Origin of the sequence: Rhodococcus sp. KBW08 (assembly GCF_003852455.1) — a bacterium.
Taxonomy (GTDB): Bacteria; Actinomycetota; Actinomycetes; order Mycobacteriales; family Mycobacteriaceae; genus Rhodococcus_F; species Rhodococcus_F baikonurensis.
In genome coordinates this window covers 249,751-262,821 of record NZ_QAJJ01000009.1, presented here as the reverse complement: position 1 = coordinate 262,821, position 13,071 = coordinate 249,751, and the positions used below count along the sequence as shown (strand labels likewise).

Annotated in this window: 12 protein-coding genes; 7 read left to right on the top strand and 5 right to left on the bottom strand. The window is 61.9% G+C overall.

The features are described from left to right. Positions 1 to 7: 7 nt before the first annotated feature. From DBV08_RS12035 to DBV08_RS12025, 3 genes are all read left to right on the top strand, one after another. Positions 8 to 955 (top strand): aldose 1-epimerase family protein, encoded by a 948-nt coding sequence (locus DBV08_RS12035; RefSeq protein ID WP_124567568.1) that lies wholly within the window; start codon positions 8 to 10, stop codon positions 953 to 955. 368 nt (positions 956 to 1,323) lie between these two features. Beyond that, positions 1,324 to 2,622: a citrate synthase gene (locus DBV08_RS12030; RefSeq protein ID WP_020908786.1), complete on the top strand. Its 1,299-nt coding sequence runs from the start codon at positions 1,324 to 1,326 to the stop codon at positions 2,620 to 2,622. A 37-nt stretch (positions 2,623 to 2,659) separates the two neighbouring features. Beyond that, entirely contained in the window at positions 2,660 to 3,022 is a 363-nt protein-coding gene (locus DBV08_RS12025; RefSeq protein ID WP_003940440.1) for an FKBP-type peptidyl-prolyl cis-trans isomerase, read from the top strand. Positions 3,023 to 3,113: 91 nt separating this feature from the next. On the opposite strand, the gene DBV08_RS12020 is transcribed toward DBV08_RS12025, so the two are convergent. Further along, positions 3,114 to 3,875 (bottom strand): ABC transporter permease, encoded by a 762-nt coding sequence (locus DBV08_RS12020; RefSeq protein ID WP_095971278.1) that lies wholly within the window; start codon positions 3,873 to 3,875, stop codon positions 3,114 to 3,116. Then, the gene (locus DBV08_RS12015) at positions 3,872 to 4,825 is read right to left on the bottom strand and encodes an ATP-binding cassette domain-containing protein (protein WP_095971277.1); all 954 of its coding nucleotides are present in this window, start codon (positions 4,823 to 4,825) and stop codon (positions 3,872 to 3,874) included. The genes DBV08_RS12020 and DBV08_RS12015 overlap by 4 nt, the downstream gene beginning before the upstream one ends. A 93-nt stretch (positions 4,826 to 4,918) precedes the next feature. Between DBV08_RS12015 and DBV08_RS12010 the strand changes: the two genes are divergently transcribed. Beyond that, on the top strand, positions 4,919 to 5,722 hold the full coding sequence (locus DBV08_RS12010) for a TetR/AcrR family transcriptional regulator (RefSeq protein ID WP_124567567.1): 804 nt from the start codon (positions 4,919 to 4,921) through the stop codon (positions 5,720 to 5,722). Here DBV08_RS12010 and DBV08_RS12005 read toward each other — a convergent pair. Then, on the bottom strand, positions 5,657 to 6,640 hold the full coding sequence (locus DBV08_RS12005) for a sugar-binding transcriptional regulator (RefSeq protein ID WP_095971275.1): 984 nt from the start codon (positions 6,638 to 6,640) through the stop codon (positions 5,657 to 5,659). The two genes, DBV08_RS12010 and DBV08_RS12005, sit on opposite strands and share 66 nt — an antisense overlap. Before the next feature lie 239 nt (positions 6,641 to 6,879). On the opposite strand from DBV08_RS12005, the gene DBV08_RS12000 reads away from it, so the two are divergent. The 3 genes from DBV08_RS12000 (at position 6,880) to DBV08_RS11990 (ending at position 11,045) form a co-directional block, all read left to right on the top strand. After that, positions 6,880 to 7,707, top strand: a complete 828-nt coding sequence (locus DBV08_RS12000; RefSeq protein WP_124567820.1) for an MIP/aquaporin family protein — start codon at positions 6,880 to 6,882, stop codon at positions 7,705 to 7,707. A gap of 65 nt (positions 7,708 to 7,772) precedes the next feature. Then, entirely contained in the window at positions 7,773 to 9,281 is a 1,509-nt protein-coding gene (glpK, locus tag DBV08_RS11995) for a glycerol kinase GlpK (RefSeq protein ID WP_124567566.1), read from the top strand. A 48-nt stretch (positions 9,282 to 9,329) separates the two neighbouring features. Next, positions 9,330 to 11,045, top strand: coding sequence for a glycerol-3-phosphate dehydrogenase/oxidase (locus DBV08_RS11990; protein WP_124567565.1), 1,716 nt, complete (start codon positions 9,330 to 9,332; stop codon positions 11,043 to 11,045). Positions 11,046 to 11,109: 64 nt separating this feature from the next. Here the strand turns inward: DBV08_RS11990 and DBV08_RS11985 are convergent, their stop codons facing one another. Beyond that, positions 11,110 to 12,387, bottom strand: a complete 1,278-nt coding sequence (locus DBV08_RS11985; RefSeq protein ID WP_124567564.1) for a HAMP domain-containing sensor histidine kinase — start codon at positions 12,385 to 12,387, stop codon at positions 11,110 to 11,112. Then, complete coding sequence (locus DBV08_RS11980; RefSeq protein ID WP_095971270.1) at positions 12,384 to 13,061, bottom strand: response regulator transcription factor; 678 nt, start codon at positions 13,059 to 13,061, stop codon at positions 12,384 to 12,386. The genes DBV08_RS11985 and DBV08_RS11980 overlap by 4 nt, the downstream gene beginning before the upstream one ends. Positions 13,062 to 13,071: the final 10 nt, after the last annotated feature.

Sequence of the window (13,071 nt, the reverse complement as noted above, 5' to 3'; positions counted from 1 at the left end):
GGTACGTATGACTGCGCCGCACAGCACGGGTAGGGGAGGGTTCGAGATCCGGGGTGGCGGCTATCGCGCCGAGATCGCCGCGGCCGGTGCCGGGTTGAGGCTTCTCGATCACGAGGGTCCCCACGGTCGGCGTGCGCTGACCGAGACCTGGGCACTCGGATCGAAGCCACCACTGTCGGCCGGATTGGTTCTCGCGCCGTGGCCCAACCGAATTCGCGACGGGCACTTCATGTTCGACGGGATCGAGCATCAACTCGAGATCACCGAACCTGCGCTGGGGAACGCGAGCCACGGGTTCGTCCGGCGTCGCAATTGGAGCCTTGTGGACCACACGTACGAGCGCGTCGAACTGTCGGTGGACGTGGGACTTCACAAGGGTTGGCCCTATCCGTTGCAGCTGACGATCGCCTATGAGGTCGGTGCCGACGGATTGACCGTCACTCACACGGCCACCAACAAGGGGGCGACCTCGTCGCCGTTCGGGCTCGGAATGCACACCTTCATTCGCGCCGGCGACTTTCCGCTCGACGAATGTGCTCTGCATCTGGCAGCGGGCACGCGGTTGCCGATCGATCCGGCGAGGATGCTGCCGAACGCCTATTCGCAGGCAGTCGCCGGTACGGACTACGACTTCCGGACACCGAGACTGCTTGCCGGGGTTCAGTTGGACACTCCGTACAGCGCATTGGACGTCGTCGACGGCAGTGGTCGCACGCAGCACGAATTGCTCGCGCCGGATGGAACGGGCACTGCCCTGTGGACCAACCGCGAGTTCCCATGGATTCAGGCTTTCATCGCAGATCCCGCCAACGACAAGGGGTATCCCGACCGCGGCCGCGCATTGGCTTTGGAGCCGATGACCTGCCCGCCTGACGCCTTCAATTCGGGCATCGATCTCCTGGTGCTCCATCCGGGGCAGACGTGGACGGGTAGCTGGGGTATCAAAGCGCTGTGATCCGGCTCTCATAGTGTGAGATCGTGTAACGCCCAGTAGGTATCGATCGATACCCACCTGTTTTTCGTATCGTGTGTCACTGACGCAGGAGGCGGCGAAAGGGCGGGCATTCGCCATTGTTGCGGATCTGGGCCGAAGCCTGCAGATCAGCGCGGTCGATCGGCGATTCCGTAGACTGAATCTTCTAGTCACACAAGCGAGAAAACTCGAGCTGAAACGTGTTTCAGTTTAGGTGGGTATGTCGGGTTCCTGAGTGCCCGAAAAATAGCCGTGGGGCGACCCTCCTTCGGCACGATCTCTCCCGTGCGACTAGTTTCTAGTTGATCGCATGTAGTTACTCGTTGGTTCGAGCTTGAGAGGGATCCTTCGTGCCCGCTGACAATGACACAAAGCCCACGCTTACTTACCCCGGTGGTGAGTACACGATGTCCATTGCCAGGGCAACAGAGGGCAATGACGGCATCGAGCTGGGAAAGCTGCTGGCCACAACGGGGTACACCACCCTTGACCCCGGTTTTGTGAACACTGCATCCACCAGTTCTGCAATCACTTACATCGACGGTGAGAAGGGAATCCTGCGTTACCGCGGATACCCCATCGAGCAGTTGGCAGGTAAGTCGACGTTCATCGAGGTCAGCTACCTGCTGATCTACGGCGAACTGCCGACCGACGCCCAGCTCGAGTCCTTCACGGACCGCATCCGACGACACACCCTGCTCCACGAGGACCTCAAGCGGTTCTTCGACGGGTTCCCGCGCAACGCTCACCCGATGCCGGTTCTCTCGTCCGCAGTGAACGCACTGTCGGCGTACTACCAGGATTCGCTCGATCCCGAGGACCCGGAGCAGGTGGAGCTGTCCACCATCCGTCTTCTCGCGAAGCTGCCGACCATCGCGGCGTACGCGTACAAGAAGTCCGTGGGTCAGCCGTTCCTGTACCCGGACAACTCCTTGAACCTGGTCGAGAACTTCATGCGTATGACGTTCGGCTTCCCGGCCGAGCCTTACCAGGGTGATCCCGAGGTCGCCAAGGCACTCGACATGTTGCTGATCCTGCACGCCGACCACGAGCAGAACTGCTCCACGTCGACCGTGCGTATGGTCGGCTCGTCGGACGCCAACCTGTTCACCTCCGTCTCTGCTGGCATCAACGCACTGTGGGGCCCGCTGCACGGCGGCGCGAACCAGGCAGTGCTCGAGATGCTCGACGAGATCAAGGCCAGCGGCAGCACCGCGGCCGAGTTCGTCCGCAAGGTCAAGAACAAGGAAGACGGCGTGAAGCTCATGGGCTTCGGGCACCGCGTCTACCGCAACTACGATCCGCGCGCTGCGCTGGTCCGCGAAACCGCGCACACCATCCTCGCCAAGCTCGGCGGCGACGACGAACTGCTCAACATCGCAATGCAACTCGAAGAGGCCGCCCTCACGGACGACTACTTCATCGAGCGCAAGCTCTACCCGAACGTCGACTTCTACACCGGCCTCATCTACCGCGCGATGGGCTTCCCGCCGCGCATGTTCACCGTGCTGTTCGCCATGGGCCGTCTGCCAGGCTGGATTGCGCACTGGCGTGAAATGCACGAGGATCCGGCTACGAAGATCGGCCGCCCGCGCCAGATCTACACCGGCTACACCGAGCGTGACTACCGGGATATCACCACCCGCTAGCCCCTGCCCACAATTTTCGCCTCAACGAGGAGGACCCATGAGTAGCAAGCCCGTAATCGAGTTCCAGGAAGGCCCCGCGCCGACCGATCTGGTCATCAAGGACCTGGTCGTCGGAGAAGGCGCCGAAGCCGTTCCCGGTGGCACCGTCGACGTTCACTACGTCGGTGTCGAGTTCGAGTCCGGTGAAGAGTTCGACTCTTCCTGGAGCCGCGGCGAGTCCATTCAGTTCCCGCTTCGTGGCCTGATCAAGGGTTGGCAGGACGGCATTCCCGGCATGAAGGTCGGCGGACGTCGCCAGCTCACCATTCCGCCGGAGCTGGCTTACGGCCCCGCCGGTGCAGGGCACCAGCTTTCCGGCAAGACCTTGGTCTTCGTGATCGATCTGCTGGACGCCAAGTAATTCACTGTGCGCCTTTATTAACCCCCCGCGGTTAATAAAGGCGCACAGCAAAAGAGCCCCGCACCGTCAGGTGTGGGGCTTTCTTGTGTGGTCAGCTAGCGGTCTTTCGTCGGTAGAGCCAGTTCGACCACACGAATCCCACGGCGGCGATGCCCAGGCACCACGCGAGCGCGGTGACGGCACTGTTTCCGATCGGCGTGCCCATCAGGAGTCCGCGCACTGTCTCGATGATCGGGGTCACGGGTTGGTGCCGGGCAAACCCCTGCAGCCAGGACGGCATGGTCTCGGCCGGCACGAAGGCAGTGCTGACGTAGGGCAGGAACATGATGGCGAAGGTGAATCCGCTTGCAGCCTCCGGGTTCTGGGCCAAGAGTCCCAAAGCCGTCGAGAGGTATGACATGGCAAAGACGAAGGCGACGATCACAGCGGTGACGCCGAGCCAGCGCAGCGGATCGCTTGTCGGGCGAAATCCCATGATCAGCGCAACGACGACCACGATCGCCGTAGTCAGTACGTTGCGGACGACGCTGGCCAGTACATGACCTGTCAGGACCGACGACGGAGAGATCGCCAGGGTCCGGAAACGGTCGATGATCCCGTCCTTCATGTCGCTCGAGACGCTGACCGCGGTGGTCGAGGCACCGAAACCGGCGCACAGAAGGATGATTCCGGGCACGACGTAGTCGATGTACTCGCTACCGGTGTTGATGGCGCCGCCGAATACGTAGACGAACAGCAGCATGAGCATGACCGGAAGGGCTATCGCGGTGATCATCGAATCTGGACTGCGCAGAACGTGTTTGAGATTCCGGCGAAGCATCACCGCGGAATCGACTGCAATGGTGGAGGTCATCGAACGCTCGCAATCTCAGGCTGGCCTGATCCGGTGAGCGCGAAGAACACGTCGTCCAGGTCTGGGGTGTGAACAGAGAACTTCTCGACGGTGATCGACGGATCGTCAATCGAGTCGAGGATGGCTTTGATCGACGGAACCGCGCCGTCGGAAGGTATGTGCAAGGTCAAGGTCTCGGCATTCGCGTGTGCCTTCGGTAGTGATGCCGCGGCGAGGTCGAGTTGGGTCAGATTCTCGAATTGCAGCGCGACGTGGCCACCGGGAACAAGACGTTTGAGCTCGTCCGGTGTTCCCTCGGCGACCAGACGCCCATCGCTGAGAACGCCTACGGTGTCGGCCAGTTCGTCCGCCTCGTCGAGGTATTGGGTGGTGAGGAAGATCGTGACACCCGACGCCGTGAGGTCACGAACTATCGACCACATTTCGTGGCGGCTTCGCGGGTCCAAGCCGGTGGTGGGTTCGTCGAGAAACACGATGTCCGGTTTCGCGACGAGGCTCATCGCGATGTCGAGTCGTCTGAGCATGCCGCCCGAATAGTCGCCCGCTCGCTTGTCGCCGAAGTCCGTCAGGTGGAACTGGTCGAGAAGTTCGTCGGCACGTCGTCGAGACCTCCTCCGGCCCAGGTGATTCAGCTCGCCCAGGAGAGTCAGGTTCTCGGAGCCGGTCAACAGTGTGTCGACGGCCGCGTATTGCCCGGTGACGCTGATGCGTCGGCGGACGTTCTGTGGATCGCCAGGGAGCGAATGCCCCGCGACCGTGACCTCGCCGGCATCGAAGGGGATGAGGGTCGTGAGAATTCTTACGGCCGTGGTCTTTCCGGCGCCGTTCGCGCCGAGGAGGGCGTATACCGATCCGGCCGGGACGGACAGATCAAGTCCGTCCAGTACCTGTTGATCGCCGTATCGCTTACGAAGTCCGCGGACCGAGATTGCGGGGATCGTTCCTGACATCGAGACCTCCAAGGAAGAACTGTGTATGGCATAAACGGGTGTTTATAGCGTACACAGTTCTAGGATGATGGCAAGAGTGAAGAGTGGGAGCTTATGGATCGCGGAGCGCTACCGAGAGCAGTCGAGCTGGCCTGGGGACTGGACCAGCCGGGAACGCGGGGTCCCAAGAAGGGGCTCAGTCTCGAGCACATTCTCGACACCGCGATCGAGTTGGCCGACGCGGAAGGTGTGACGGCTCTGTCGATGGGCCGCGTGGCCAAAGCGCTCGGGTTCACGACGATGTCGCTCTACCGCTACGTGGCGAGCAAAGACGAACTGATCGAACTGATTTCGGATCGGGTGATCGGTCCACCGCCGGTAATTCCCGACGGAGTGTCATGGCGCGTCAAGCTCGAAGCGTGGGCAAATCACGAATACGCCACGATGCTGAGTCGGCCGTGGTGGCTCAAGCTACCCATTACCGCTCCGCCGACCGGACCCAACAACATGGCGTGGCTCGACGCGGGTCTGAGCGCGCTTGACGGTGTCGCGCTGAGCGCCGCGTCGAAGTTCCAAGTGGTGACCAACGTGTCGTTGTTCGTGATCGGTCGTGCTCGATTCTCGGCCGACCTTGCGTCGCGATCGGCACAGTCGGCAGACGACGACGTGGCTTACGGCGCCCTCATCGCACGAGTGATCAATCGCGAGGACTTTCCCTACCTCAGTGCTGCAATTGACGAGGGCGGCTTCGAGGACGGCAGTCCGGAGGGCGAGGCCGCCGGCGACGACGCTTTCGATTTCGGTTTCTCGCTCGGCCTGCTGCTCGACGGAGTCGAGAAGTTGGTGCAGCGGTCAGGACACCAGCGCGGTGGCACTGACGTCGTCGATGATCAGGTCGGTGATCAACCCACCCCGTAGGGCTCCCTCCAACGCGGGCAGTTTTGCTGTTCCGGCGACGATGCACACGCGCCTGGCGACCTTCTCGAAAAGGTCCAGTCGCGGGCCGCTCGCGCGCTCGTTGAGTTCGATTCCGCGGTAGCTCCCGTCCGACCGGAAGAACACGGTTGCGATGTCCCCGACCACTCCGTCGCGTCGAAGTGCCTCTGCTTCATCGGGTTCGAGGTAGCCGGCGGTGTAGACGTGACTCGGCACATTGCCGCCCGGGACGCCGATACTGAAGACTGCCAGATCCATTCGCTTCTGCATGTCCAGTACGCGTTTGATGCTGCGTTCGCGCCACAGCTGCTCTCGGGTTTCCGGGTAGTCGAAGAAGGCGGGCACCGGAAATCCTTGTGGCAGAGCACCGTAGGCGTCGGCGATCGTTCTGATGATGTCGCTGGCATAGGAGATTCCCGTGGTACGAGTATTCGCGGCGCCGTTGAGTTGCACGACGTACGAGTTGTACGTGCGTTTGGGGGCAAGGTGCTTGCTGACTTCGCTGAGAGTGGTTCCCCAGGCGATCCCCATCACCATGTCGCTGTCGAAGAACGATGCCAACAGGCGCCCGGCGAAAGTCGCGACCTTCTCGAGTCGCTCGAGATCTCCCACCAGTTCCGGGACGGTCACCACGTGGGCGCGCACTCCGTACCTTTCCGAGAACTCGCGTTCGATGCGTGGAGCCTGGCCGTGCGGGGTGCTGATCTTGATCTCGACGAGACCTGAGGTGCGTGCGTAGGTGATCAATCGGGAGACGGTGGATCGGGACACTCCCATGTCGCGGCCGATGGCAGCCATCGTCTGATCTTGGAAGTAGTAGAGACGCGCGGCCTGAACTGCGTCGGAGATGCGCGGGTCCGCCGGATCGGAGGTAACGGAGTCGGAAGTGGGAGTTTCCATGGGTTCGTCCTGTCTGCACGTACGTGCAAGAGCGCTGAACCGAATCTTATCCGAGTAGAACCAGGTGGAGGCGCTCGATCACGCAAAGTCCCAGAAGTCTGTCTGTTACCCGCGTTACGGTGCACAAATGGGGCATTTGCACATATGTGCACGAGCTATGCGTGAATGTGCAAAGGGAATTACGCTACGGGTGCAGCAATCCAAACTATGACATGCATCACAACGAAGTGAGGGTGGGGATGGAGAAAGCCAAGCGATTAGGGCTCCCAGGCGAGTTGGCAGCCGAGTTCGCCGGAACGATGATCCTGATCTTGTTCGGCGTCGGAGTTGTAGCGCAGGTTGTGTCCGGCGGGAGCGGTGGGGGTCTCGGCGGACACGACAGTATCGCGTGGGCCTGGGGACTCGGCGTCATGTTCGGCATCTATGTCGCAGGCCGGGCGACGGGTGCTCATCTGAACCCCGCAGTGACCTTTGCCTTCGCGATCTTCCGTGACTTCTCCTGGCGCAAGGTATTGCCTTACACGCTGGCACAGACCGCTGGAGCCTTTGTCGCGGCCCTGATCGTCCGGTGGAATTACAACGACATGCTCAATGCCATCGATCCCGGACACACCACGGCGACTCAGACGATCTTCTCGACGATGCCCGGAAACGGAACGCTCCCGGTCAGCCTCGGCTCGGCACTGATCGATCAGATCATCGGCACGGCGATCCTGCTGTTCCTCATCGTTGCCGTGACGGATTCTCGCGGCACTCCGCCGCTCGCGAATCTCGCACCGTTTGTCGTCGGACTGATCGTGGTGGGAATCGGATTCGCCTGGGCGACCAACGCGGGTTACGCCATCAATCCGGCCCGTGACTTCGGTCCGCGACTGGCGTCGTATCTCACCGGCTACGGCAGCGCCTGGCGGGATCAGTACGGGAGTTTGTATTTCTGGGTGCCTATCGTGGGACCGCTGATCGGCGCTCCGATCGGGGTGTTCCTCTACGACAAGCTGGTAGGACGATTCCTGCCTGACGACTCGGTGGAGAAGGCGCCCGAGGAACAAGCCACTATCGCGGCGTGATGGCGAATCATCATCTCTGACAGTAAATCTCTCGCACTTTCTTCGACACCAAAAGGGGTAGCACGATGGCGCAATTCGTAGCCGCGATAGACCAGGGAACCACCTCCACTCGATGCATGATCTTCGATCACAGTGGGCACGTAGTTGCCGTCGAACAGCATGAGCACTCGCAGATCTTCCCGCAAGCGGGTTGGGTCGAACACGATCCGATCGAGATCTGGGACAACGTCCGCAACGTCACGGCCGGCGCGCTGGCGAATGCCGACCTGACCGCAGCCGACATCGCGTCCGTCGGAATCACCAATCAGCGTGAGACGGCAGTGGTCTGGGAGCGCGCTACGGGGAAGCCCGTTTACAACGCGATCGTCTGGCAGGACACACGCACCGATCGAATCTGTACTGCACTCGCCGGCGAGGACGGGCCGAAGAAGTACACCGAAGTCACCGGATTGCCGTTGGCGACGTACTTCTCGGGTCCCAAGGTCAAATGGATTCTCGACAACGTCGAGGGCGCTCGCGACAAGGCCGAAGCTGGCGAGTTGTGCTTCGGCACGATGGATACCTGGGTGTTGTGGAACATGACCGGCGGTGTCCAAGGCGGAGTGCATGCCACCGATCCGACCAACGCCTCACGTACTCTGCTGATGGATCTCGACACTCTCGCTTGGGATTCGGAGATCTGCGCCGACATGGGGATTCCGGAGTCCATGCTTCCCGAGATCCGCAGCTCCTCCGAGGTCTTCGGATTCGTTCGTGAACGTGGCACCCTGTCCGGCGTACCGATCGCCGGAATCCTCGGCGATCAGCAGGCGGCAACCTTCGGCCAGGCCTGCCTCTCTCCAGGCGAAGCGAAGAACACCTACGGAACCGGCAACTTCGTCCTGCTCAACACCGGCACCGAGAAGGTGATGAGCAAGAACGGATTGTTGACGACCGTCTGTTACAAGATCGGCGAACAGCCAACGGTGTACGCGTTGGAAGGATCGATCGCCGTGACCGGTTCGCTGGTCCAGTGGCTTCGGGACAACCTCGGCATGATCGACAACGCGGCCGACATCGAGGTGAACGCACGCTCCGTGGAGGACAACGGCGGCGCGTACTTCGTGCCCGCGTTCTCGGGTCTGTTCGCACCGCACTGGCGTGCGGATGCACGCGGGGCGATCGTCGGCCTGACCCGGTTCGTGAACAAGGGGCACCTTGCCCGGGCGGTGCTCGAAGCCACTGCCTACCAGAGCCGTGAGGTGATCGAGGCGATGAACCTCGACTCGGGTGTCGACCTGAAAGTACTCAAGGTCGACGGCGGAATGGTAGCGAACGAACTCCTCATGCAGTTCCAGGCCGATCTGCTCGACGTCGAGGTGATCCGCCCTGTCGTGGCCGAGACCACGGCTTTGGGTGCTGCGTACGCCGCTGGTCTGGCCGTGGGGTACTGGGAGAGCGAGGACGACATCCGCAGCAACTGGGCGAAGGACAAGAGCTGGACGCCGTCGATGGATTCGACCGAGCGCGAGCGGTTGTACGCCGGCTGGCAGAAAGCGGTCACTCGAACACTCGACTGGGTAGACGCAGACTGATCGCGGCGCCCGCATTTCTACCTATTTTCAAGTGAAGGAACAGTTTTCATGAGCACAGCACAAGCATTGAGTCCGTCTTCGCGGGCGGAGTCGCTGAAGAAGTTGGAAGAAACCGAACTCGACGTCCTGGTCATCGGCGGTGGCGTGGTCGGCGCGGGTAGCGCACTCGACGCCGCAACTCGCGGTCTGAAGGTGGGCTTGGTGGAGGCTCGCGATTTCGCGTCCGGAACCTCGAGCAGGTCGAGCAAGTTGTTCCACGGTGGACTTCGTTACCTCGAGCAGTTCAATTTTGCGCTCGTTTTCGAGGCACTGCGTGAGCGGTCGCTGGTTCTGAACTCGCTGTGCCCGCATCTCGCGAAGCCGGTGCCGTTCATCTACCCGCTCGAGAAGTTGATCGACCGACCGTACGTCGGTCTGGGCATCGGCGTCTACGACGTGATGGGCGCCGGCCGCGGGGTTCCCTCACACCACAAGCATGTGGGCAAGAAGAAGACACTCGAATCGTTCCCGTCCGGAAAGCGTTCTGCTATCCGGGGTTCGGTCAAGTTCTACGAGGGTCAGGTAGATGACGCCCGCCACACGATGATGCTGGCGCGCACGGCCGCCGAGTACGGCGCGCTGTGCGTCAACAGCACCCGCGTAATCGGCTTTCTCCGCGAGGAGGACCGCGTCGTCGGAGTGAAGGCAGTGGATCTGGAAACGGGGCGTGCCTTCGAGATCCGTGCTCGCCAGGTCATCAACGCCGCCGGTGTGTGGACTGACGAGATTCAGGAAATGGTCGGTGGGCGAGGGCAATTCCAGGTCCGTGCCTCCAAGGGTGTGCACCTGGTCGTCCCGCGCAACCGGATCAATTCCTCGACCGGGATCATCACGCGCACCGAGAAGAGCCTGCTCTTCGTGATCCCGTGGGGAAGCCACTGGATCATCGGTACCACGGACACCGACTGGAATCTCGACCTCGCGCATCCGGCAGCGAGCCGTAGCGATATCGACTACATCCTCGGTCATGTCAACAAGCTGCTCCAGGACGAGTTGACGCACGACGACGTCGTCGGTGTGTACGCGGGACTGCGTCCGTTGCTGTTCGGCGAATCGGACTCGACCAGCACTCTCTCCCGTGAACACGCGGTGTCCAGTCCGGTGCGAGGTTTGACGGTGGTTGCCGGTGGCAAGTACACGACCTACCGCGTGATGGCCAAGGACGCAGTCGATTCCGCGGTGCACGGACTCGAGCAGAAGGTGCCGAAGTCCTGCACCGAGCGTATCCAACTGGTGGGCGCCGACGGTTACTTTGCCGCGCACAACAATCGGCACCTCACAGCTGAGCGCACCGGGCTCCACGTCTCGACGATCGAGCACCTACTCGGTCGGTACGGCACTTTGGCTGACGAGTTGTTCGAACTCATCGAGGCGAGGCCGGAACTGGGGCAGCCGTTGGACTCCGCCCCCGAGTACCTCAAGGCGGAGATTCACTACGCCGCGAGCCACGAGGGTGCTCAGCATCTCGACGACATCCTCACCCGTCGTACCCGCATCTCCATCGAGGTGAACGACCGCGGCGACGCCGCAGCCGCGGAAGTAGCCGAACTGGTTGCACCGGTGCTGGGTTGGACTCCCGAGCACATCGCGGAGGAGATCGAGCACTACCGGTTGCGTGTGGCCGCCGAGCGGGAATCGCAGGAGCAACCCGACGACCTGACGGCTGATGCGGCACGCCTGGGTGCGCCGGACGTCCGCACCGGAGTCACTGTCGGACAGGTTTGAGTTCGAGACACCACTGATCGGCCGGGACGCTGCGTCCCGGCCGATCGGCCGAGCTGTCTCGGTGTCAATCGAACTCGTCTGACGAGCACTCCGGGAGGTCGACCGTCACCACAGCGCCGCCGTTCGGATGGTTCGAGAAGTCGATTCGAGCGCCGATGACCGCGGCTTGCCCGACTACGATCGTCAAGCCGAGGCCCAAGCCCGAATTCGAGCCACGTTCGACGCAATCGGTCTGAAACCTCCTCGGCCCCTGACGAAGCCATTCCTGGGTGAACCCGTTGCCCTGGTCTCGCACCGTGATACGGGAGTGGTCGACGTCGACTCCGATCGGAGACTTTCCGTGATTGCGAGCATTCAAGATCAGGTTGGCGATGATCCGCTCGAGCCGACGTGCGTCTGTGTAGGACACAGGGGTGCCGTGAACACTCACTTCACACTCGACCTCGGTGATGGAGATCGCGTGACGCACCACCTGTGCGAGTTCCACCGATTGGATGTCTGCCTGTTCGGACGTGGTGTCGAGACGAGCCACCTCGATGACATCCTCGGCGAGCCTTCTGAGTTTGTGGACGCCGTCGCGCACCAATTCGGTAGGCCTACCTGGCGGCAGAAGCTCGGCGGCGCCGACCAGTCCGGAGATGGGCGTCCTGAGATCGTGTGCGATGTTGGCTGTCACGCGCTTTTCGGCGTCGAGTTGTCCTCGCAACGCATCCGACATCGCGTCGACCGCGTCTGCCAGCTCTGTGATCTCGTCGTCGAAGAGTGACCAAGTGACCGAGCGGACGCGGATGTCCGCTCCGGTGGACACTTTGCGGGCCGCGCGGGCGGCCGAGCGCAGTCGATACGACATCGCGAGCCCAAGCAGTACGCCCAGGACGGCGCCCGCTGCGATCACCGCGACGGTGGCGTTGCGGAGAGTTCGATCGACGCTGGCGATCGATTCGCGCTGCGCGGTGTACGGGACGCGAATCGCAACCACCTGGGTGTTGACGTCGGCTGCAGCCCAGACAAATGGTTGGTCACCGCTGTCGACAAGGTAGGTGGCACGTTTGCCGCCGGCCACGGCCTGACGCAACTCTTCCGGAACGTCGAGACCGTCGGTGGTGGCGCGGAACAGCGCACGCATGCTGCCGGTTTCGTCCTGCAGCACCAGTTGGAGATTGCGATCAGCTGCTGCCCGCGCTGCGTCCTCCTGGTTGTGTGAAAAGGTTTGATGCATCACGGTACTGAGCGTGATCGACGCGACGGCGATCACGAACGTGATAGCTGCAGCGATCTTCCACTGAAACGACAACCGTCTGCCGGTGGACGGGAGCTTGGCTGCGAGGTCCTGCGATCTCACCGATGGTTGTCCATCGTGTACCCGAATCCCCGGACGGTTCGGATCTGTTCGGAGCCGATCTTCGTGCGCAATCGCTGAACGTGCACGTCGACGATGCGGGTGTCGCCGCCCCAGTCGTAATCCCAGACGTCCGAGAGCAGTTCGGAGCGGGACCAGACTTTGCGCGGCACACTCACCATGACGAGGAGCAGTTTCATCTCGGTGGGGGTCAGTGCCACTTCGGCGCCCGAACGCGTGACCGTCACCAACTCGCGATCGATCTCCAGATCACCGAGAGTCACGATGTCCTTCTCCACACCGGAATGAGTGTCGACCCGCCTGAGGACACTTCGGATACGAGCCACCAGGACTCCACTGTCGAACGGTTTGGTGACGTAGTCGTCGGCACCGGCTTCCAATCCGAGAACGATGTCGATCGGGTCGTCGCGCGCGGAAAGCATGATGACCGGCACCGAGAGTTCCTCACGAATACGACGGCACAGGCTGATTCCGTTCAGGTCGGGAAGCATCACGTCCAGGACGGCGATATCCGGCTTGGCGTCGACCGCCAGCTCCATTCCGGTCAACCCCCCGGACGCGGTGATCACCCGAAAACCGTTGCGTTCGAGATTCAATTGAGTGGCTTCTCGAATGACGGCGTCGTCTTCGACCAGCAGAATCAACGGATCGGTCATCGGCCTTCGC